This window comes from Gemmobacter aquaticus (genome assembly GCF_007859075.1).
In the GTDB taxonomy this organism is placed as follows: domain Bacteria; phylum Pseudomonadota; class Alphaproteobacteria; order Rhodobacterales; family Rhodobacteraceae; genus Gemmobacter; species Gemmobacter aquaticus.
In genome coordinates this window covers 63,192-83,560 of the sequence record NZ_VOAK01000025.1, presented here as the reverse complement: position 1 = coordinate 83,560, position 20,369 = coordinate 63,192, and the positions used below count along the sequence as shown (strand labels likewise).

At 62.3% G+C, this 20,369-nt stretch carries 19 protein-coding genes; 11 read left to right on the top strand and 8 right to left on the bottom strand.

Going from position 1 to position 20,369, the window contains the following annotated elements; all coding sequences use genetic code 11:
• Positions 1–54 precede the first annotated feature (54 nt).
• Together FQU74_RS17260 and FQU74_RS17255 are read right to left on the bottom strand one after the other, a co-directional pair.
• Positions 55–378 carry a hypothetical protein gene (locus FQU74_RS17260; protein WP_146287727.1) on the bottom strand — a complete coding sequence of 108 codons (324 nt, stop codon included), beginning with the start codon at positions 376–378 and terminating at the stop codon, positions 55–57.
• Between the two features lie 344 nt (positions 379–722).
• Positions 723–1,409: a response regulator transcription factor gene (locus tag FQU74_RS17255; protein ID WP_146287726.1), complete on the bottom strand. Its 687-nt coding sequence runs from the start codon at positions 1,407–1,409 to the stop codon at positions 723–725.
• A 175-nt stretch (positions 1,410–1,584) separates the two neighbouring features.
• On the opposite strand from FQU74_RS17255, the gene ribA reads away from it, so the two are divergent.
• Entirely contained in the window at positions 1,585–2,673 is a 1,089-nt protein-coding gene (gene ribA, locus FQU74_RS17250; protein WP_146287725.1) for a GTP cyclohydrolase II, read from the top strand.
• A gap of 142 nt (positions 2,674–2,815) precedes the next feature.
• Positions 2,816–4,702 (top strand): amylosucrase, encoded by a 1,887-nt coding sequence (locus FQU74_RS17245; RefSeq protein ID WP_146287724.1) that lies wholly within the window; start codon positions 2,816–2,818, stop codon positions 4,700–4,702.
• Here the strand turns inward: FQU74_RS17245 and FQU74_RS17240 are convergent, their stop codons facing one another.
• Both FQU74_RS17240 and FQU74_RS17235 read right to left on the bottom strand, forming a co-directional pair.
• Positions 4,703–5,359 (bottom strand): YggS family pyridoxal phosphate-dependent enzyme, encoded by a 657-nt coding sequence (locus tag FQU74_RS17240; protein WP_146287723.1) that lies wholly within the window; start codon positions 5,357–5,359, stop codon positions 4,703–4,705.
• A gap of 97 nt (positions 5,360–5,456) precedes the next feature.
• Positions 5,457–6,482, bottom strand: coding sequence for a porin (locus FQU74_RS17235; RefSeq protein WP_146287722.1), 1,026 nt, complete (start codon positions 6,480–6,482; stop codon positions 5,457–5,459).
• Positions 6,483–6,876: 394 nt separating this feature from the next.
• Here FQU74_RS17235 and FQU74_RS17230 point away from each other — a divergent pair, with 394 nt between their 5' ends.
• From FQU74_RS17230 to holA, 4 genes are all read left to right on the top strand, one after another.
• Positions 6,877–7,422 carry a DUF3576 domain-containing protein gene (locus FQU74_RS17230; protein ID WP_146287721.1) on the top strand — a complete coding sequence of 182 codons (546 nt, stop codon included), beginning with the start codon at positions 6,877–6,879 and terminating at the stop codon, positions 7,420–7,422.
• A gap of 115 nt (positions 7,423–7,537) precedes the next feature.
• Positions 7,538–10,093: a leucine--tRNA ligase gene (leuS, locus tag FQU74_RS17225; protein ID WP_146287720.1), complete on the top strand. Its 2,556-nt coding sequence runs from the start codon at positions 7,538–7,540 to the stop codon at positions 10,091–10,093.
• Between the two features lie 19 nt (positions 10,094–10,112).
• A complete protein-coding gene (gene lptE, locus FQU74_RS17220) occupies positions 10,113–10,565 on the top strand; it encodes an LPS assembly lipoprotein LptE (protein WP_229704425.1) in 453 nt (150 codons plus the stop codon).
• The gene (gene holA, locus FQU74_RS17215; RefSeq protein ID WP_146287718.1) at positions 10,562–11,563 is read left to right on the top strand and encodes a DNA polymerase III subunit delta; all 1,002 of its coding nucleotides are present in this window, start codon (positions 10,562–10,564) and stop codon (positions 11,561–11,563) included. Before lptE ends, holA begins: the two co-directional genes overlap by 4 nt.
• A gap of 33 nt (positions 11,564–11,596) precedes the next feature.
• On the opposite strand, the gene FQU74_RS17210 is transcribed toward holA, so the two are convergent.
• On the bottom strand, positions 11,597–12,832 hold the full coding sequence (locus FQU74_RS17210; RefSeq protein WP_146287717.1) for a saccharopine dehydrogenase family protein: 1,236 nt from the start codon (positions 12,830–12,832) through the stop codon (positions 11,597–11,599).
• 51 nt (positions 12,833–12,883) lie between these two features.
• On the bottom strand, positions 12,884–13,978 hold the full coding sequence (nspC, locus tag FQU74_RS17205; RefSeq protein ID WP_146287716.1) for a carboxynorspermidine decarboxylase: 1,095 nt from the start codon (positions 13,976–13,978) through the stop codon (positions 12,884–12,886).
• A gap of 149 nt (positions 13,979–14,127) precedes the next feature.
• Here nspC and mgrA point away from each other — a divergent pair, with 149 nt between their 5' ends.
• Complete coding sequence (gene mgrA / locus FQU74_RS17200; RefSeq protein ID WP_146287715.1) at positions 14,128–15,174, top strand: L-glyceraldehyde 3-phosphate reductase; 1,047 nt, start codon at positions 14,128–14,130, stop codon at positions 15,172–15,174.
• A gap of 27 nt (positions 15,175–15,201) precedes the next feature.
• On the opposite strand, the gene FQU74_RS17195 is transcribed toward mgrA, so the two are convergent.
• Positions 15,202–16,140 carry an Lnb N-terminal periplasmic domain-containing protein gene (locus tag FQU74_RS17195; RefSeq protein ID WP_146287714.1) on the bottom strand — a complete coding sequence of 313 codons (939 nt, stop codon included), beginning with the start codon at positions 16,138–16,140 and terminating at the stop codon, positions 15,202–15,204.
• Positions 16,140–16,874 (bottom strand): bifunctional 2-polyprenyl-6-hydroxyphenol methylase/3-demethylubiquinol 3-O-methyltransferase UbiG, encoded by a 735-nt coding sequence (gene ubiG, locus FQU74_RS17190; protein WP_146287713.1) that lies wholly within the window; start codon positions 16,872–16,874, stop codon positions 16,140–16,142. The genes FQU74_RS17195 and ubiG overlap by 1 nt, the downstream gene beginning before the upstream one ends.
• Positions 16,875–16,939: 65 nt before the next feature.
• Here ubiG and pip point away from each other — a divergent pair, with 65 nt between their 5' ends.
• The 4 genes from pip (at position 16,940) to rimP (ending at position 20,353) form a co-directional block, all read left to right on the top strand.
• Positions 16,940–17,923 (top strand): prolyl aminopeptidase, encoded by a 984-nt coding sequence (gene pip / locus FQU74_RS17185; RefSeq protein WP_146287712.1) that lies wholly within the window; start codon positions 16,940–16,942, stop codon positions 17,921–17,923.
• A 1-nt stretch (position 17,924) separates the two neighbouring features.
• Positions 17,925–18,419, top strand: a complete 495-nt coding sequence (gene tspO, locus FQU74_RS17180) for a tryptophan-rich sensory protein TspO (RefSeq protein ID WP_146287711.1) — start codon at positions 17,925–17,927, stop codon at positions 18,417–18,419.
• A 111-nt stretch (positions 18,420–18,530) separates the two neighbouring features.
• Positions 18,531–19,568 carry a TerC family protein gene (locus FQU74_RS17175; protein ID WP_229704424.1) on the top strand — a complete coding sequence of 346 codons (1,038 nt, stop codon included), beginning with the start codon at positions 18,531–18,533 and terminating at the stop codon, positions 19,566–19,568.
• Positions 19,569–19,741: 173 nt separating this feature from the next.
• Positions 19,742–20,353, top strand: a complete 612-nt coding sequence (rimP, locus tag FQU74_RS17170) for a ribosome maturation factor RimP (RefSeq protein ID WP_146287710.1) — start codon at positions 19,742–19,744, stop codon at positions 20,351–20,353.
• Positions 20,354–20,369: the final 16 nt, after the last annotated feature.

The window sequence follows — 20,369 nt, the reverse complement described above, 5'->3', positions numbered from 1 at the left end:
CCCCACGTCCGGCGGACAAGCCCCTGCCCCATCCCGACTGCTGGGCAGGCGCGCTTACTGAATGGTGTAGGACGCGTTCGCGCAGATATCGGCGCTGTCTTCAAGCACGTCGCCATCGGTAAAGACCATGCGCAGGTCATAGGCACACCCCTGCGTGCCAGCGATGGTCACAGGCCCGTTCGAGGCAGCCACGATCATTGCACCCAGAAGGTTTGCCCCCCAGCTTTCCGTCCCGACCGGTGAGGCATAGAATTCGGTCAGATCAGCACCCGACATGTTCTCGATCGTCAGGGTGACATCTTCAGCCATCGCCGGGACGGCGACCAAGCCTGCGGCGATCGCAAGCAGGGCGGCACGAAGATCGAAACGCAGGTTCATCGGCAAACTCCGCATGGGACAGGGACAGCAAGACGTCCCCTCGAGTCATCTAAGTATGGATTTGCAGCTTTCCAACGGGGTGGGGCAAGGAAATTCGTGACGACACACATATCCGGATTGCGGCCGAAATTCGCCTCATGGTTGATTTGACTCGCACCCGGCAAGAAAAAAGGCCGGGCGTTGGCGCCCGGCCAGTCCAACAGGGAGGATGCCGCATCATGACCCCGATGCGGCGCGGGGAACTTCAGGGTAACATCACCCGTTCCACAAAGATATAGGCGCCGATACAGACAACAATAAGACCAAAGACCGTTAATTTTGGCTGAATCGGCACTTTTCCGCCATCAGGCGACCAGCCGGTAACCACCGCTTTCGGTGACAAGCAGGCGCACATTTGCAGGATCCGGCTCGATCTTCTGGCGCAGACGATAGATGTGGGTCTCAAGCGTATGCGTCGTGACGCCCGCGTTATAGCCCCAGACCTCATGCAGAAGCACGTCGCGCGGCACAACCCCCTGTTGTGCGCGGTACAGGAACTTCAGGATGTTGGTCTCTTTCTCGGTCAGGCGGATTTTGCGCTCTTTCGCGTCGACCAGCATTTTCTGGGCCGGCTTGAACGTGTAGGGGCCAAGCTGGAAGATCGCGTCCTCGGACTGCTCATGCTGGCGAAGCTGGGCACGGATCCTTGCAAGCAGGACGGGAAACTTGAAAGGTTTCGTGACGTAGTCATTCGCGCCGGCATCCAGACCCAGAATGGTGTCGGCGTCCGAATCATGCCCCGTCAGCATCAGGATCGGGCATTTGACACCGGCCTTGCGCATGCGGCGGCAAAGTTCGCGCCCGTCGGTGTCGGGCAAGCCCACGTCGAGGATCACGATGTCATAGGCAGCGGCCTTGGCCTTCTCCATCCCCTCGACGCCATTGGCGGCCTCGAAGACGTCGAAGTCCTCGGTCATCACCAATTGCTCGGACAGCGCCTCGCGCAGGTCGTCGTCGTCGTCCACAAGCAGGATCTTGCGAAGCTGTGCCATGGGTCTGCTCCATTCGTTGATGGCCAACGGTTGTCTCGGCCTCTGGGCGACAGATGCGGGGCAATGACGGACCGGGCAAGATTTGCGACAGGTTTCTCACGCGGTCGTGTCAGCATGCTGGGAAATGTTTCAATTCCGAAGGCAAATCGCTACATGAATGGGGAAAGGAGATGCCATGCCACTTTCCCCCAGCATCGTCGAACGGCTTGCGCGTGCGCGTGGCGATCTGCGCCTTGGGCTGCCCGTTGTGCTGAAGATCAACGACCGTGCGGCACTTGCAGTCGCGGTCGAGGCGCTGACGCCGCAGCGCCTTGCCGATCTGCGCCAGATCGGTGTGCCGGAACTGGCCCTGACCGCCCGCCGCGCAGCCACCCTCAAGGCTCAGGTCTATGATGGGGACATCGCCCGGCTTGCCCTGCCCACCGATGCGGACCTTGGCTGGCTGCGCGCCATGGCGGACCCGGCCGATGATCTGCGCGTGCCGATGAAGGGGCCCTTCCTGTGCCTGCGCGGTGGCGAGCCTGACCTGCATCGCGCGGCGCTGGATCTGGCCAAAGCGGCGCATCTGCTGCCTGCAGCCGTGCTGATACCTGTCACAGACGGGGCCGAGGCCGCGGCACTGATGAACCTGACGCTCATTGATCTGCACGAGGCCGCACCCGAACTTGCCCGGGCGGCGACCATGCATGAGGTGGTCTCGGCCCGCCTGCCGATAATCGCATCGGATGCCGGGCGGGTGCATGTGTTTCGGCCCGAAGATGGCGGCGAAGAGCATTATGCGATCGAGATAGGCCAGCCCCCGCGCGACCAGCCGGTGCTGGCGCGCCTGCATTCGGCGTGCTTCACAGGGGATGTGCTGGGAAGCCTGAAATGCGACTGCGGCCCGCAGCTGCGGGCAGCGCTTGCCCAGATGGGCGAGGAAGGTGCAGGCGTTCTGCTCTACCTCAATCAAGAGGGGCGCGGTATCGGCCTTGCCAACAAGATGCGCGCCTATTCGCTGCAGGATCAGGGCTTTGACACGGTCGAGGCCAATCACCGCCTCGGGTTTGAAGATGACGAGCGCGACTTCCGCGTCGGGGCGTCGTTGCTGCGCCGGATGGGCTTTGGCGCAGTGCGGCTTCTGACGAACAACCCCCGCAAAATCGCCATGATGGAGAGCCAGGGCATCACAGTGGTCGAACGCGTTCCGCTGAAGGTGGGGGAAACACCGCAAAACCGCGCTTACCTTGCCACCAAGGCCCGCAAGTCCGGCCATTTGCTCTAGGCGCTGCGGGTCTGGTGCATGGTCATTGGCCGCGACGGGACGAGGGCCAGAAGGCATGGCATGAGCAATCCCGCCCGACATGCACCGGCCCTTTTCAAACCGCTTTGGATTTCCTATGCTGACAGCGGTGGGAGGCGAGATCATGGCACGCAAGACTTCTGGCAGCACTGACGAGATTTTTGCCCTGCGGCTCGAACGCAGTGCCGGTGACCTCTGGCCCATGCTGGCCGAGATTTATGGACATCTGCCCGAGTATGACACCTTTCGCGAGAACCTGCTGGCTGTGCTTGGACGCGCGTGGAAGGCACGTCCCGCTGACCTGCGGCGCCTTGATCTGAAGCGCGATCTCGAACCCGACTGGTTCCTTCGGCCCGACCGCGCGGGCTATGTCTTCTATATCGACCGTTTTGCAGGACGTATTCCGCAAATCATTGATAAGCTTGACTACCTTGAGGATCTTGGCATCAGCTATGTGCATCTTATGCCATGTCTGATGCCGCGGCCCGGCGATAGCGATGGCGGCTATTCGGTCATGGACTATCGCCAGATCAACCCCGCACTGGGCACGATGGAAGATCTGCAAGTTCTGGCAGAGGCGCTGCGCGCGCGCGGAATGAACCTCTGCGTCGATCTGGTGCTGAACCATACCGCCAAAGAGCATGACTGGGCGATCCGCGCACGCTCGGGTGAGCGCCGTTATCAGGACTATTACCTGATGTTCGACAGCCCTGAACTGCCAAATCGCTTTGAAGAATCGCTCGTCGAGGTGTTTCCCGACCATGCGCCCGGCAACTTCACCCACTACCCCGAGATCGGGAAATGGGTGTGGACGACGTTCAACGAACATCAGTGGGACCTGAACTGGGCCAATCCGCAGGTCTTTCTGGAAATCACCGACATCATGCTGAACCTCGCCAATCAGGGGGTTGATGTGCTGCGGCTTGATGCGGTGGCTTTCATGTGGAAGCGCCTCGGGACGCGGTGTCAGTCAGAGCCTGAGGTCCATGTGCTGTTGCAGGCCTTGCGGGCTTGCTGCCGGATTGCCTGCCCTGCCGTGCTGCATCTGGAAGAGGCGATCGTATCGCCCGCCGAGATGCTGCCCTATCTGGGGCGCGGGCGGCACGACGGCAAAGAGGGCAATCTCGCCTATCACAACAGCCTGATGGTGCAGTTCTGGAATGCGCTTGCCACGCGTGACATCCGGTTGATGACCCATGTCATGCGCAGCCATTTCCCGGATCGGCTGAACAACGCGACCTACGCGACCTATATCCGCTGCCACGACGATATCGGCTGGGCCATCACCGATGAAGACGCCGCAGCGATCGGGGTGACGGGCCAGTCACATCGCGCATTCCTCTCGGATTTCTATGACGGCAGCTTTCCGGGGTCATTCTCGCGCGGCGCCCTGTTTCAGGTGAACGAGGCAACCGGAGACAAGCGCATCTCGGGGAGCTTTGCCTCTCTGGCGGGTCTCGAAAAGGCCCAAGCAGAGGGCGACGCCCAAGCTGCGGCGGCAGTGGTGCAGCGCATCCTGCTGGGACATGCGCTGATTGCCTCGTTCGGCGGCATCCCATTGATTTACATGGGGGATGAACTCGCGCTGTTGAATGACCACGGCTATGTAGAGGACCCAGACCACAGGCATGACAGCCGGTGGATACACCGCCCCATGATGGACTGGGCGCGCGCCGCGAGCCGGCACGAGGGCGATACGGCCTCATCCCAGTGTTTCCTAGGCACCCGGCATATCCTTGCCCGCCGGCGCGCCCTGCCTGAACTGCACGGTGCAGTTCCAACGGTGATCCTCGATGCACCGGCACCGGGCGTTTTTGCCTTTGCGCGCCGCGCGCCGGCGCGGACGATCCTGTGCCTCTTCAACTTCTCGGAAGGCTGGACACATGTACCAGCCGACTGGCTGAGAGCGCAGGGATCCACGCGACTTTACGACGAACTGTCAGAAGCGCATGTCGCCATGCATGACGGTAACATCGCACTACCGCCGCAGGGCCGGGTCTGGCTGGTCTGATCAGGCCCGCGCCGCGCGGGCGCCAAAGATCGCGCTACCGACGCGCACATGGGTAGCGCCCTCGGCAATGGCGGTCTCAAAGTCGCCACTCATGCCCATCGAAAGCCCGGTGAGCCCGTTTCTAGCGGCAATCGTCGCCAGATGCCTGAAGTGCGGCGTGCTATCCTCATCCTCCGGCGGGATGCACATCAGACCACGCACTGGCAGGTCGAGCGCACGGCAGGAGGCGATGAACCCGTCCGCATCATCCGGCAGAATTCCGGCCTTCTGGGGTTCGGCGCCGGTATTGACTTGGACGAACAGGTCCGGGCAGGCGCCACGATCCTGGGCCAGGCGTGCCAGACGCTCGGCCAAGGAGGGCCGGTCGAGGGTGTGGATCACGTCAAACAGTTCGAGCGCGGGCTTTGCCTTGTTGGTCTGCAGCGGTCCGATCATGTGCAACTCAACCCCAGCAAAACGGGCGCGCAGGTCTGGCCACTTGGCCGCGGCCTCTTGCACGTAATTCTCGCCAAAAACCCGTTGACCTTGGTCCAGCGCCGCAATCACCCGGTCCAGCGGTTGAACCTTTGACACCGCGATCAGCGTGACTGAACCAGGAGCCCGACCTGCGGCCGACTCGGCCGTTGCGATTCGGCCTTTGATTTCTGCCAATGACATGGTTCGCCTCCATTCCTTGGCGAAGGGGTGCCATGGGGCAGCGCAAAAGAAAAGGGCGGGGTGAACCCCGCCCTTCCTTTCATTCGATCCGTTAGGATCAGAACGACATCGTGATACCAGCGTCGAAGATGGTGTCGTCTTCCCAGTCGGAGTCGACGATACCAGCTTTCAGAGCAGCGCCGCCGCCCAGGTCGTAGGCAACGCCCAGACCGAACGAGTCTTGGTCGGTGCGGTCGGTGGTCAGAGCAGCCAGAACGTCCGAGTCGCGACGGGCATAGCCGGTGAACGACAGAGCGTCAGCAGCGTAGGTGACCGACAGGCCGTACGAGTTGTCGAAGTACCAGTTGTCGAAGTCCGAGTAGTAGGCTTTGACAGTGGTCGCGCCGAAGGTGCCCGAACCAGCAACGATGATCTGCTCAGCGCCGTCAGCGTCAGCGGTGATCGGAGCGCCGCCGGGGGTGGTGCCGTCAACGGTGAAGTCGCCGTTGGCCAGGTAACCGATGCCAGCCGACCAGGTGTCGGTGCCGTACGACAGAGCAACCGAGTAGCTCATGTCGCTGTCAACGGTCGAAGCGTCGAAGCCAGCGTCTTCGTAGACCGAGCTCAGGCCGTTTGCCACGCCGTCAAACAGACCGACGTAGAAGCCGAAGCCAGCGTTGCTGTACGAGAACAGCGAGCCGGTGCCTTGGTTGACCGGGTTGAGGCTGACCGAACCACGCGAGTCGGCGTCGCCGCCGTCACCGTTGATGTAGGTGATGTCCGAGTAGTCGTTCAGGCCGGTGTAGCCAACGCCATCCAGGTCGCCGAAAGCGGCTTCAGCAGCCGAAGCCACGTCACCCATTTCGAACTTGCCGAATTCGCCTTGCACGTAGACGGTGCCAGCCGACATGTCTTCGTTGCCTTTGGCGTCGGTAGCTTGGTCAGCGCGGAAGGTTGCGCCGAAAGCCAGACCGCCATCGGTCTCACCAGCCATCGTGAAGCGAACGCGGGCGCGAGCGCTGAATTCCGGATCGTTGCCGTAGTCAACCACACCCATACGGGCGTCACCCGACAGGGTGATTTCAGCGGCGGCGAAGCCGGTGGTCGCAGCGAGGATGCTGGTCGCCAGAAGAATCTTTTTCATCGTTTTCCCTCGTTGTCTCAAGGTGCGGCCCAACTCAGGGGAATCCGAATTGGGTATGAACCTCTTTTCGACGCAACACCGACCGATTGCAATCGATCAGGCCGTGATCCGGGCAAACGAGAAAACTATGGTGCAGCAATGCCACAGTCCCGGTATCGGCCCGATTCCGCCTGCCCCCGCGGCAGCCGGGCATCGGCGCAGCAGGCCGCAAATCACTTTGTTCCACTTGATGTCAAAGGACTTTTCGGCGCAAAGGCGCATAACCATACGACGCCCCCTCGCGCGCGAACGATTCATCGCTTGCCCCTTCGCCGAAGACTCGGCGCACCAAAAAGCCTTGTTCGCCCTTGTTTGCTCGGTATAGACAGCAGTGGACACGGACAAGGGGACGGGAATGAACGTCAAAGGCCTGGCTGCATCCGCAGGGTGTATCGTTCTGCTGCTTTCGGGCTGCGGCGGCGGCTTTGGATCCAACCCATTCGGCGGGGATGCCGCCCCAAGCGCCACGGACTACGATCGCCGCGCCGCATCGCAGGCCCAGGCCGAGGCGCTGGAGAAGTCGCGCAAGGGCAATGATGGTTTCGACGATACCGACTCGACCATCTGGGATCTGTTCTCGAACGCCAACGACCCCAACACCACGGTCGAGGTGAACAAATACCTCTGGCAGGCCTCGCTCGAGGTGCTGAACTTCCTGCCGATCGAATCCGTCGACCCGTTCACCGGTGTGATCGTCACCGGCTATGGCACCCCGCCGGGTGGCGGGCGCACCTATCGCGCCACCATCTACGTCAGCGACCCCGCGCTTGATGCCCGGTCGCTGAAGGTGTCGCTGCAGGGCCGGGGTGGCGCCGCCGTCTCGACCGAGACGCAGCGCGCGGTCGAGGATGCGATCCTGACCCGTGCGCGGGCCCTTCGGGTCCGCGACAGCCAGCTGTAAGGCGCCCGCACCGCCGTCAAGCGCGACTGTCACGGGCGATAACGTCTGCCCGGGCTGGACCTTTGCTGCGCCATCGGTGTAATTCCGCCCGGCAATCCTGTGGAATGAGGCAAGCATGTCGCGCTACGAACCCGGCCTGATCGAGGCGAAATGGCAAGAGGCCTGGGACAAGGCCGGGGTTTTCACCGCCACGCGCGACGCAGCCCGCCCGAAATACTACGTGCTCGAGATGTTCCCCTATCCTTCGGGGCGCATCCATATGGGCCATGTGCGCAATTACACCATGGGCGACGTGGTCGCGCGCTACAAATCCTCCTGCGGCTATTCGGTGCTGCACCCGATGGGCTGGGACGCCTTCGGCATGCCAGCCGAGAATGCCGCGATGGAACGTGGTGGCCACCCGAAGGACTGGACCTACGGCAATATCGCCGACATGCGCGGTCAGATGAAACCGCTAGGTCTGTCGATCGACTGGAGCCGCGAGTTCGCCACCTGCGATCCGGAATACTACGGTCAGCAGCAGGCCATGTTCATCGACATGATGGAAAGGGGCCTCGTCTATCGCAAGGCGGCCGTGGTCAACTGGGACCCGGTCGACATGACCGTGCTTGCCAATGAGCAGGTGATCGACGGCAAGGGCTGGCGCTCGGGCGCGGCGGTCGAACGGCGCGAGCTCACGCAGTGGTTCTTCAAGATCAGCGACATGGCGGGCGATCTCTTGGATGCGCTGGATGGTCTGAAGGACTGGCCGGAAAAGGTGCGCCTGATGCAGGCCAACTGGATCGGCAAGTCGCGCGGGCTGCAGTTCAGCTTTGATACCGTGGGCGCCCCTGCCGGATTCGACCGGCTGGAGGTCTATACCACCCGTCCCGACACGCTGATGGGCGCCTCTTTTGCCGGGATCAGCCCTGACCATCCGCTGGCCAAGGCGCTTGAGGCGACGAACCCCGCGATCGCGGCCTTTGTCGCCGAATGTCGGCGCGTGGGCACCAGCGAAGAGGCGCTGCAGACGGCCGAGAAGCTGGGGCTTGATACCGGCATCCGCGTCAGGCATCCGCTTGATCCGGCTTGGGAATTGCCCGTCTACATCGCCAACTTCATCCTGATGGACTATGGCACCGGCGCGATCTTCGGCTGCCCCGCCCATGACCAGCGGGACTTTGAATTCGCCACCAAGTATCACCTGCCGATCACGCCCGTCTTTGTGGCCGAAGGCACCGATGAAACCACGCTGACGGAAGCTTTCACCCCGATGAAGTCCGAGCGGGTGCGCTACATTCGTGGCGTCAACGGCAGCACCCTGATGACCGGCGACGAAGGCGTGGCCGAGGCCATCGCGCTTGCCGAACAGCGCGGCTTTGGACAGGGCGTGACGAAGTTCCGGCTGCGGGACTGGGGCGTGTCGCGGCAGCGCTACTGGGGATGCCCGATCCCGGTTGTGCATTGCGCGACCTGCGGCGTCGTGCCCGAGAAGAAGGAAAACCTGCCGGTCGAGTTGCCCTATGATGTCAGCTTCGACAAGCCGGGCAATCCGCTGGATCGCCACCCGACCTGGGCCAAGACCACCTGCCCGAAATGCGGGGCTGCGGCCAGACGCGAAACCGACACGATGGACACCTTCGTCGATTCGTCCTGGTACTATGCCCGCTTCACCGCGCCGCGCGCCAATACCCCCACCGTGGCCGAGGATGCCGACTACTGGATGAACGTCGACCAGTACATCGGCGGCATCGAGCACGCGATTCTGCACCTGCTTTACAGCCGCTTCTTCGCCCGCGCGATGAACGAGACGGGCCACCTGCCCGCCAAGGCGCGCGAGCCGTTCAACGCGCTCTTCACCCAAGGCATGGTGACGCATGAGATCTACCTGACGCGGGATGGCAATGGTCGCCCGGTCTATCACCTGCCCGAGGATGTGATCCGCTCTGAGACTGGCGCCACGCTGGCCGATGGCACGGCCGTCGAGGTAATCCCCTCGGCCAAGATGTCCAAGTCCAAGAAGAATGTCGTCGATCCGATGAACATCATCCGCGATTTCGGCGCCGATACCGCGCGCTGGTTCGTGATGTCGGACAGCCCACCCGAGCGGGATGTGGAATGGACTTCAGCCGGTGCCGAGGCGACGGCGAAGCATCTGGGCCGGGTCTGGCGTCTGGCCGACGAGATCAGCCGCGATGAGACGCCTGCGGGCGATGAGGATATCGCTCTGGCCCGCGCCGCCGCCCGCGCCATTCAGGACGTGACCCAGGGGATCGAGGGCTTTGCCTTCAACAAATCGGTCGCGGCGCTCTACGCCTTTACCAATACGCTGTCGAAGTCGAAGGCGGGGGGCGGGGCCAAGCGCGACGCCATGCGCACCATGGCACAGCTCATGTCGCCCATGGTCCCGCATCTGGCCGAAGAGGTCTGGGTGATGCTGGGCGGCGAAGGTCTGGTCGCGCGCGCGCCATGGCCGAAGGCAGACCCTGCCCTGCTGGTTGAGGACAATGTCACGCTGCCGATCCAGATCAACGGCAAGCGCCGGGCGGAAATCAGCGTGCCAAAGACCATGCCCGCCGCCGAGGTTGAAAAGATTGCGCTGGCCGACGAGGATGTGGTCAGGTTCCTTGCCGGCCAGCCGGTGAAGAAGATCATCGTCGTCCCGGGCCGCATCATCAATGTCGTGGTATAAACGCCGTAACTTTATGACCATGGCCGGTGCCGCCCTCGCGGGCTGCACCTTTACGCCTGCCTATGCCCCCGGCGGACCAGCGGCCGCGCTGCAGGGCGCCGTGCGGGTTGACAGCCCCGATACCAAGGACGGGTTTGATCTGGTCGAACGGTTGGAAGAACGACTGGGCCGTCCGTCGAACCCGCGCTTCAACCTGTCCTACCAGATCCGGACGGATCGTGTGGGCGTGGGCGTGACGCCTGAAAACGCCATCACGCGCTATCACTTGCGTGGCCGGATCGACTGGCAGCTTAGCGACATGGATGGCAACCGCCTGACCGAGGGCGTGGCACAAAGCTTCACCGCATGGTCGGCAACAGGGTCGACCGTCTCGGGTCTGTCGGCAGAAGAGGACGCGGCCTATCGCCTGATGCGAATTCTCGCCGATCAGATTGTCACACGTCTGGTGGCCTCGGTCGGCAGCCTGCGATGAAGCTGACGGGCGCCGCGGCAGTCGCCTATTTCGGCAAGCCCGACCCAACCGCGGCGGGACTGCTGATCTTCGGGCAGGATGCGATGCGCGTGGCGCTGCGCCGTCAGGAAGTGATCCTTGCGTTGATCGGGCCCGAAGGGGAAGGCGAAATGCGCCTTGCCCGGCTGCAAGGCGCCGATGTCCGCAAGGACCCCGCCGCGCTCATGGATGCCATGAAGGCGCAAGGTTTCTTTCCCGGCCCTCGCGTGGCCTTTGTCGAGGATGCGACCGACACGCTCGCCTCTGCAGTCACCGAGGCGCTGAAGGACTGGCGGCCAGGTGACGCACAGATCGTGATTACCTCCTCGTCGCTGACCGCCAAATCCACGCTGGTCAAGCTGTTCGAGGCGCACCCCACCGCCCGCTGCATCGGCATCTATGATGACCCACCCTCACGCGAGGAGATCGAGGCCACGCTGCGCAAAAGCGGCCTGACAGAGATTGACCGCGAGGCGATGACCGATCTCTTGTCGCTGGCGAAAGAGTTGGACCCGGGGGATTTTCGGCAAACCGTGGAAAAGATCGCGCTCTACAAATGGGGCGATGCCACAGCCCTGACAAGCGCCGATGTCGCCGCCATGGCCCCCGCAACGCTCGAGGCCGAGGTGGATGATGTACTCGACGCTGTCTCCGAAGGCCGCGGCGCCCAAGTGGGCCAGATCATGCGACGGCTTGAGGGTCAGGGCGTGCAGCCCGTCACACTGTGCATTTTCGCCATGCGCCACTTCCGGCTGCTCCATGCCCTCGCGGTTGACCCGCGTGGCCCCGCCTCATTCCGGCTGCGCGGCCCCCGCAAGGACCGCATCGCCCGTCAGGCGAGTGACTGGGGCGTGCGCCGACTGGAGGATGCCTTGGGCCTGATCGTGGAGACCGACCTGACGCTGCGATCTTCTTCAAAGGCGCCGGCGATGGCCGTCATGGAACGGGCGCTGATCCGTCTTGCGATGATGAAGAGGTAGGGGGGCCGGGGGCGCGAAGCCCCCGGCGCTTGATCAGAACTCCAGCGCGCGGTCGCCGGTCTCGTCCTTGATGCGGCTCGGCAGGCCCATCGTGTTCAACAGATTGATGAACGGTCGCGGATCAAGCTCCTCGACATTGACCATCGTCCCAACATCCCAGGTACCGTCTGCGATCAGAATGGCGGCGGCCACGGGCGGGACGCCTGCAGTATAGCTGATGCCCTGCGCGCCGACCTCTTCATAGGCTTCCTTGTGATCGGCCACGTTGTAGATCAGGATCTCTTTTTCCGCGCCATCCTTGAGGCCCCGGACCACATCACCGATGCAGGTCTTGCCGGTATAGTTCGGCGCAAGGCTGGCCGGATCGGGCAGAACCGCCTTCACGACCTTAAGCGGCACGACCTCCAGCCCCTCGGCAGTCTTCACGGGCTTTTCGGACAGAAGACCGAGGTTTTTCAGCACGGTAAAGACGTTGATGTAGTGATCGCCAAAGCCCATCCAGAACCGCACATCGGCGTCCTTGTAGCGGGCGGACAGGCTGTGCACTTCGTCATGGCCGGTCAGATAGGCCTTCTGGTCGCCGACAACGGGCAGGTTCCAGACCCGGCCCACCTCGAACATGCTGTTCGACTGCCAGGCCCCCTTCTGCCAGGAATAAACCGTGCCGGTAAATTCGCGGAAGTTGATCTCTGGATCAAAGTTGGTGGCGAACCACTTGCCATGGCTGCCTGCGTTGATGTCCACGATGTCGATCGAGGTGATCTTGTCGAGCATCCCCTCGGCCACGCGCGCCCAGGCATTCACCACACCGGGGTCGAAGCCGATGCCAAGGATCGCGGTCACACCCGCCGCCTTGCAGCGGTCGCGGCGCTGCCATTCGTAGTTGCCGTACCATGGCGGCGTCTCGCAGATCTTCTTCGGATCCTCGTGAATGGCGGTGTCCATATAGGCAACGCCGGTCTCTATGCAGGCCTCGAGAACGGTCATGTTGACGAAGGCAGAACCCACGTTGATCACGATCTGCGCGCCGGTATCGCGGATCAGCGCCGCAACCTCGGCCGGATCCATCGCGTTCACGGCATGGGCCGTAAAGACGCCGGGCACCTTCATCGCGTTCTTCTCATGAACGCTGGCAATGATGGCCTCGCATTTGGACTTGGTGCGGCTTGCGATATGCAGGTCGCCCAGCCGGTCGTTGTTCTGCGCACATTTATGCGCCACGACCTGGGCCACGCCACCCGCACCGATGATCAACACGTTCCGTTTCACTTCGAACCGTCTCCTTCAAGGACAGAGGGAAGCGCCTCGTTCAGCCCCGGATCACCCGAGGCTTGAGGCATAGTCTTCATAGCCGAACTCACGTTTGACGCTCAGCGAGCCGTCGAGTTCCTTCACAACGATGGACGGCATCTTGACGCCGTTGAACCAGTTCTTCTTGACCATCGTGTAGCCAGCGGCGTCGGCGATCGACAGCCGATCCCCCACGCTCAGCGGGGCGGGGAAGCTGAACTCACCAAAGATGTCCCCCGCCAGACACGACTTGCCGCAGATCATATAGGGGTGATCGCCCGTCACCTCCATCTTGGCGGACTGGCGATAGATAAGAAGGTCAAGCATATGCGCCTCGACCGAACTGTCGACGATCGCCAGATCCTTGCCGTTGTTCAGGATGTCGATCACCGAAACCTCGAGGCTCGCCGCATTGGTGATCGCTGCCTCGCCCGGCTCAAGATACACCTGCACGCCGAAACGGTCGGCAAATCCACGCAGGCGGGTGGCCAGCCGGTCGACCGGATAACCCTCGCCGGTGAAGTGGATGCCGCCCCCAAGGCTGACCCATTTCAGGCGCTTCAGAAGCCCGCCGAATTCCTCCTCGATCCGCGCAAGCTGGCGATCAAACAGGTCGAAATCGGCGTTCTCGCAGTTGTAATGGATCATGAAGCCCGAAATGCGGTCCATCACGGTCTCGATCCTGGCCTGATCCCATTCGCCCAGACGGCTGAACGGACGTGCCGGGTCGGCCAGGTCAAAGCCGCTCGTGGAAAAGCGCGGGTTCAGCCGCAGGCCCCGCTCGATCTGGGCGGACTGATTGTCGAACCGCTCTAGCTGACCGATTGAGTTGAAGATGATCTTGTCGGCATAGCCCACCGCCTCGGCGATCTCGTGGTCGGACCAGCCGACCGAATAGGCGTGGGTTTCACGGCCGAATTTCTCGCGCCCGAGACGCAGCTCATAAAGGCTCGACGAGGTGGTCCCGTCCATATGCTCGCGCATCTGGTCAAAGACCGGCCAGGTGGCAAAGCACTTCAGCGCAAGCAAGGCCTTGGCGCCCGACTGCGTGCGCAGGCGGTCAATGATCTCCATGTTGCGCGCAAGCTTTGCCCGGTCAATCAGGTAGTATGGCGTCTGGATCATCGCGATTCCCCCCCGGGGCCAAAGGGACAAGAGCGGCCTCACATAGGGCCTATGACCTTTAGGTGCAAGTCGTGTGACAATGGCCTGCCCACGCCAAGGATTGCCCCCGCGGATGATTGCGCTATCACAATGGCCGACAGGAGGACCCCATGAGCCGATTTCCCAAGCGCTACATTCCCGACGATGCCCGCTATGACCGGATGGTCTATCGCAAATGCGGCAATTCTGGCCTGAAGCTGCCTGCGATCAGCCTTGGCCTTTGGCACAACTTCGGCGAGGATACGCCCCACGCAACAAAGCGCGCGATCTGCCAGACTGCGTTCGACCTTGGCATCACCCATTTTGATCTCGCCAACAACTATGGCCCGCCCTTTGGCAGCGCCGAAGAGGCATTCGGCCAGATCCTGAAACAGGATTTCGCGGGCTATCGCGATGAGCTGATCATCAGCTCCAAGGCCGGATATGACATGTGGCCGGGCCCTTATGGCGAATGGGGCAGCCGCAAATATGTGATTGCCTCTTGCGACCAGAGCTTGAAGCGCATGGGCCTCGACTACGTCGATATCTTCTACTCGCACCGGTTTGATCCCGAGACGCCGCTGGAAGAGACGATGGGGGCGCTGGACCATATCGTGCGCTCAGGGCGCGCGCTCTACATCGGCATTTCCAGCTACAACAGTCAGCGCACGCGCGAGGCAGTGGCGATCCTGAAGGACCTGGGCACCCCGCTTCTGATCCACCAGCCGAGCTATAATATCCTCAACCGCTGGGTCGAACATGACGGGCTGAAGGATACGCTGGCCGCGCTTGGCGTGGGCTCCATCGCCTTCACGCCGCTGGCGCAGGGCATCCTGACGAAAAAGTATCTGGGCGGTATCCCCGAGGGCAGCCGCGCCACCCAGGGCAAGAGCCTCGATCCCGCGACCATCACCCCACGGGCGATTGAATCGGTCCGCGCGCTTGATGCGCTGGCCCAGCGTCGTGGACAGACTCTGGCGCAGATGGCCATTGCATGGGTGCTGCGCGAGGGCGGGATCACGACAGCGCTGATCGGGGCATCAAAGCCCGAACAGGTGGTCGATTGCGCGGGTGCGATCCAGAACCTTGATTTCACGCCTGAGGAGTTGGCCGAGATTGACCGGATTGCGGCCGAGGAGGATATCAACCTCTGGGCGCGCTCGGCCGAGATCGAGTGACGGCGGAAAGGCCAACAGGGCGCGCGGTCAACGCGCCCGGATCACGGCAGAAAAGTCGGCACCTTCGGGTGCCGCCCGTGCCCTGTCGGTGATGCGGGCAGACTCGCGCAGCGTATCAAGGCCGTCTTCTCCATCAAGGACGCCCAACTGATATAGCCAGTCGGGCAATAGGCCCGAAAGAAGCAGACCGCGGTGCAGCGGCAGATCTGGCTTGAGCACACGGACCAGTTGCCAGACCACCGTCGTGCAGTTCGCGGTTACGGTGTTGTAGAACTCGGGCGTGCGCGCCAGGTGGTTGCCCAACTCGAGATAGGCAAGGAACAATGGGCGCAATTGCTCGGGCGTCAGGCGCAGGGGATAAAGCCGTACATCCTCTACCCGGTGATTGGTCCGAAGCTTGACGATGTCCTCTTCGGTGGCCGCGATCAGCGCCAGTTCAAACTGGCGGAAGAAGCCACCGATGTTGCTGAAGAATTCCCCCTTCTCGCGCCGGATCTCGACCGAGAACACGACACGCTGGCCATCCGCAAAGCCGAAGCTGACCAGCAGATGCGCGATCTTCGGGTTGGACCAGACCGAGGTGATCATGTCTGCCGATTGCAACTGGTCGAGGTTGACCACCATGTCGCGCCAGCGCGCCTCGCCGTTGTCGCGGTCGTGCCAGCGAAAATCCCGCACGTCATGCAGGGTGACAATGGGTCCGTCGATATCGGCACTTACAATGCGCGAGAGTTCGGGCGCCCAGTCGCGATCCTGCCGGGGCGCCAGCGACAGATACCAGCCTCCAACCAGCACCGCGCAAAGCGCCAGCGCATGCCAACCCCAGGGCGTGACAACCCGCAGCACCGCCACCGCCAAAAGGGCCAGCACAAACAACCAGACGACCCAACGGGCCTGCGGAAACTGCACATGCAGCGCAGTCCCGCCCAAAAGGCCGCCAATCGCGAGAATCGGCCAGAACAGCATCAGCGCTTGACGCTGGCGGTGACGTAATTCACCGAAAGGTCGCGGTCCGAGAGGCTCCAGCTCCAGCTGATCGGGTTGAAGACCATGCCCTTGCGGTCCACCGGGGTCAGCCCGGCGCGACGGATCAGGTCATACAGCTCTTCCGGGGTGATGAACTTCTGCCAGTCATGCGTGCCTTTGGGTAACCAGCGCATCACCCATTCCGCCCCGACAATCGCCATGGCAAAGCTTTTCGCGTTGCGGTTCAGCGTCGAGCAGATCATCAGCCCGCCGGGCTTCAAAAGGTGCTGGCAGGCCGTCAGATAGGCCAGCGGATCGGCCACATGCTCTACCACTTCCATGTTCAGGACGATATCGAACTGCTCACCCGCCTCGGCCAGCGCCTCGGCGGTTGTGTTACGATAGTCGATGGTCAGGCCCGATTGTTCGGCATGAAGCTGTGCGACGGGGATATTGCGCTCGGCCGCGTCGGCGCCCACCACGGTCGCGCCAAGACGGGCCATCGGCTCGGACAACAATCCCCCGCCGCAACCGATGTCGAGGATACGGAGCCCCGCAAAGGGATGCGGCTGCGTCAGGTTGCGGTCGAATTCGGCCGAGATCTGGCTGGTGATGTAGTGCAGCCGGCAGGGATTCATCTGGTGCAGCGGCTTGAACTTGCCGTTGGGGTCCCACCATTCGGCGGCCATCGCCTCAAACTTCGCAACTTCGGCTGCGTCGATCGTGGTGGACATGTTGGTCTCCGGTTGTCTTGCGGTTTTTCTGGCAGAGGCTTTCACCCACGCTATATAATACGCTCATGGATCACAGATCAGGCCAAAAGCGCGCAGTCGAATATCTTTATCCGCCGATCGAGCCGTTCGATCAGCGCGTGATCGACATGGGCGATGGTCACCGCATCTATGTCGAGCAATGCGGGCGGCGCGATGGGGTGCCGGTGCTGGTACTGCACGGCGGACCGGGCGGCGGCTGCAGTCCGGCGATGCGGCGCTATTTCGACCCCGCGGTCTATCGCACGGTGCTGTTTGACCAGCGCGGCTGCGGCCGGTCGCGCCCGACCGCCGCGGTGCTTGCCAATACCACTTGGGACCTCATCGCCGATATCGAGTCGATCCGCGAGACACTGGGCATCGCGCAGTTCATCCTGTTTGGCGGCAGTTGGGGTGCGACGCTTGCCCTGACCTATGCCATCACCCATCCCGATCGCGTGCGCCACATGGTGCTGCGCGGCGTGTTCCTTGGCACGCGGGCCGAACTGGACTGGTTCTATGGCGGCGGCGCCGGAGCATTCTTCCCCGAGCTTTGGGCGCGCTTCATCGATCCTATCCCCGAAGCTGAACGCGGCGACCTGATCGCCGCCTATCACCGCAGGCTTTTTTCAGGGAACATGGTCGAAGAGATGCGCTTTGCCCGACTTTGGGCACAGTGGGAAAACGCGCTTGCCTCGGTCGCGACCGACGGGATGCATATGGAAAGCCCCTCTGAATATGCCCGCGCCTTTGCCCGGCTTGAGAACCACTATTTCGCCAATGGCTGCTTTCTGGACCATGACGGCTGGATCCTCGCACAGCGCGACCGGATCGAACATATTGGCGCCAATGTGGTGCAAGGCCGCTACGACATGATCTGCCCGCCGGTCAGCGCGCACCGACTGGCGCAGGGCTGGCGTCGCTGCGACCTGCGGCTGATCGGCATGGCCGGGCATGCCTTGTCCGAGCCCGGCATCTCGGCCGAGTTGGTGCATGTGATGGACGGGCTGCGCGCTTCTGTCCGGGAAGGTTGATATGGAAACGACGACGGGTTTTGACTGGGCGCTGCTTCTGCCCTTCCTTGGCGCCAGCCTTGCAGCCGGCATGACCGGATGGATGTTCAAGCCGGGCGACTGGTATGAAAGCCTGGCCAAGCCAGACTGGCGACCGAAGAACTGGATGTTTCCGGTCGCCTGGACCACGATCTACATCCTGTCGTCACTGGCCGCGGCACGGGTCGCGGCGATCGCGGGCAGCGGTCAGGCGCTGGCCTTCTGGTCACTTCAGATCGCGCTCAACACGCTCTGGACCCCCACTTTCTTCGGGGCGCGGCGCATGGGCCTGAGTGTCATCGTGATGGGTGGCCTGTGCGTGGCGGTTCTGGGGATGCTCTGGACCTTCTGGGCGCTTGATGGCTGGGCGTTCGTGATGATCCTGCCCTATGCGGGCTGGCTGTCCCTGGCGGCGCCACTTAACTGGCGGATCTGGCGGGACAACCGCGGCACAGAAACTTTGCCCGAAGGGGGTTGAAACCCCGGACGATGGAACCATCTATCAGGAGCGGACCGGGCCCCTCTGGCGACGAAAGTCGTGATGTCGGACCGCATCGAGTGCGCTCGATGTCAGCCCGGAGCCATTTTCATGGATCTGAAGCGGACCTCGGCGCGTAAAATGCGAAAAGAGGTCTGTATCGTGGAACTTCTGACATCCCTGTTTCTGGGCACACCAATCTGGATGTGGCTCGTATTCATCACGCTGGTCCTGACACTTCTGGTGCTGGACCTTGGCGTCTTCAACAAGACCGACCATGAGATCGGTGTGGCCGAAAGCCTGAAGATGTCGGCCGGCTATATCGCGCTTGGCCTCGGCTTCTCAGGCTTTGTCTGGTGGCAGATGGGCGGAACGGCGACGGCACAGTATCTGACGGCCTTCGTCGTCGAAAAGACGCTGGCCCTCGACAACATCTTCGTCATCGCGCTCATCTTCGGCTTCTTCGCCGTGCCGCGCGTCTATCAGCACCGCGTGCTGTTCTGGGGTATCCTCGGCGTGATCGTGCTGCGTGGCATCATGATCGGTCTGGGCGCAACGATCGTCGCCTCGTACCACTGGGTGCTCTACATCTTCGCGGTCTTCCTGATCCTGACCGGCATCAAGATGCTCTTTGCCTCGGACAAGGAGCCTGATCTGCATTCCAACCCGCTGGTCAAGTTCCTGCACAAGCGGTTCCATGTGACGGACGAGATCGAGGGGCACGACTTCTTCGTGAAACGTCCTGACCCGAAAACCGGTCGCCTCGTGTGGTTCGCAACCCCCCTGTTCCTTGCGCTGGTGATGATCGAGTTCGCCGATCTGGTCTTTGCGGTCGACTCGGTTCCCGCCGTGTTCACGATCACCACCGACCCGTTCATCGTCTACACCTCGAACATCTTCGCGATCCTGGGCCTGAGGGCGCTTTATTTCGCGCTGTCGGCGATCCTGCACCGCTTTGCCTATCTCAAATATGCGCTGTCGATCCTGCTGGTATTCATCGGCTCGAAGATCTTCATCGCTGACCTGATGGGCTGGCAGAAATTCCCGCCGGAATGGTCGCTTGGCATCACCTTCGCCATCCTTGGCGCCGGTATTGCCGTCTCGCTGTGGAAGACCAAGGACACGGGCAGCACCCCCGACACGGTCTGACCTGACACTGGCGCGCGCCCATCACGGCGCGCGCCATGGCTTTCGTCCTTGCAATGAAGGGGGAACTGCCCTATATCGCCTCTCAACACAGGCGCTGTCGGGTCCAAACCGACGGACCACCGAAGAATGCGAGCGGGCCGTGTGAGCCCGCTTTTTTGTTTTGGATGCAAGGCATGACCGATCTCATCGCCAAGACTGCCATCGACCGGCGCCTCGCCGACATCATCTCGCCCGTCATCGAGGGGTTGGGGTTTGAACTGGTGCGCATCCGCCTGATGGGCGGCAAGACGCGCACGCTGCAGATCATGGTGGACCGCCCCGAGGGCGGGATCGAGGTTGACGAATGCGCCACCTGCTCGACCGCGATTTCCGCGGTGCTGGATGTTGAAGACCCGATCGAGGACAACTACATCCTCGAAGTCTCCTCTCCCGGCATCGACCGGCCGCTGACGCGGCTGAAGGATTTCGACATGTGGGTCGAGTATGAGGCACGTCTTGAAACCACCGAACTGATCGACGGCCGCCGCCGCTTCAAGGGAATCCTGCAAGGAACCGAGGGCGACGAGGTTCTGATCGAGATCGAGGAAGGTGGCGAGACTCTGACCATCGGGCTGAAGTTCGACTGGCTGTCGGACGCCAAGCTCTTGCTGACTGACGAGCTGATCGCCGAGGTGCTGCGCCAGCGCAAGGAAGCCGGCGTCATCGACGAGACGAAGTTCGACGAGATCGAGGAAACCGAAGGCGACGAGGACGAAGACCTCGACGCCCCCGCGACGAAACACTGAAGAGGCCAAGAGGACA

Bases quoted from the DNA above. Each gene is read 5' to 3' on its own strand.
- FQU74_RS17260 (WP_146287727.1), bottom strand. From the start codon at position 378: ATGAACCTGCGTTTCGATCTTCGTGCCGCCCTGCTTGCGATCGCCGCA.
- FQU74_RS17255 (WP_146287726.1), bottom strand. From the start codon at position 1,409: ATGGCACAGCTTCGCAAGATCCTGCTTGTGGACGACGACGACGACCTG.
- ribA (WP_146287725.1), top strand. From the start codon at position 1,585: ATGCCACTTTCCCCCAGCATCGTCGAACGGCTTGCGCGTGCGCGTGGC.
- FQU74_RS17245 (WP_146287724.1), top strand. From the start codon at position 2,816: ATGGCACGCAAGACTTCTGGCAGCACTGACGAGATTTTTGCCCTGCGG.
- FQU74_RS17240 (WP_146287723.1), bottom strand. From the start codon at position 5,359: ATGTCATTGGCAGAAATCAAAGGCCGAATCGCAACGGCCGAGTCGGCC.
- FQU74_RS17235 (WP_146287722.1), bottom strand. From the start codon at position 6,482: ATGAAAAAGATTCTTCTGGCGACCAGCATCCTCGCTGCGACCACCGGC.
- FQU74_RS17230 (WP_146287721.1), top strand. From the start codon at position 6,877: ATGAACGTCAAAGGCCTGGCTGCATCCGCAGGGTGTATCGTTCTGCTG.
- leuS (WP_146287720.1), top strand. From the start codon at position 7,538: ATGTCGCGCTACGAACCCGGCCTGATCGAGGCGAAATGGCAAGAGGCC.
- lptE (WP_229704425.1), top strand. From the start codon at position 10,113: ATGGCCGGTGCCGCCCTCGCGGGCTGCACCTTTACGCCTGCCTATGCC.
- holA (WP_146287718.1), top strand. From the start codon at position 10,562: ATGAAGCTGACGGGCGCCGCGGCAGTCGCCTATTTCGGCAAGCCCGAC.
- nspC (WP_146287716.1), bottom strand. From the start codon at position 13,978: ATGATCCAGACGCCATACTACCTGATTGACCGGGCAAAGCTTGCGCGC.
- mgrA (WP_146287715.1), top strand. From the start codon at position 14,128: ATGAGCCGATTTCCCAAGCGCTACATTCCCGACGATGCCCGCTATGAC.
- FQU74_RS17195 (WP_146287714.1), bottom strand. From the start codon at position 16,140: ATGCTGTTCTGGCCGATTCTCGCGATTGGCGGCCTTTTGGGCGGGACT.
- ubiG (WP_146287713.1), bottom strand. From the start codon at position 16,874: ATGTCCACCACGATCGACGCAGCCGAAGTTGCGAAGTTTGAGGCGATG.
- pip (WP_146287712.1), top strand. From the start codon at position 16,940: ATGGATCACAGATCAGGCCAAAAGCGCGCAGTCGAATATCTTTATCCG.
- tspO (WP_146287711.1), top strand. From the start codon at position 17,925: ATGGAAACGACGACGGGTTTTGACTGGGCGCTGCTTCTGCCCTTCCTT.
- FQU74_RS17175 (WP_229704424.1), top strand. From the start codon at position 18,531: ATGGATCTGAAGCGGACCTCGGCGCGTAAAATGCGAAAAGAGGTCTGT.
- rimP (WP_146287710.1), top strand. From the start codon at position 19,742: ATGACCGATCTCATCGCCAAGACTGCCATCGACCGGCGCCTCGCCGAC.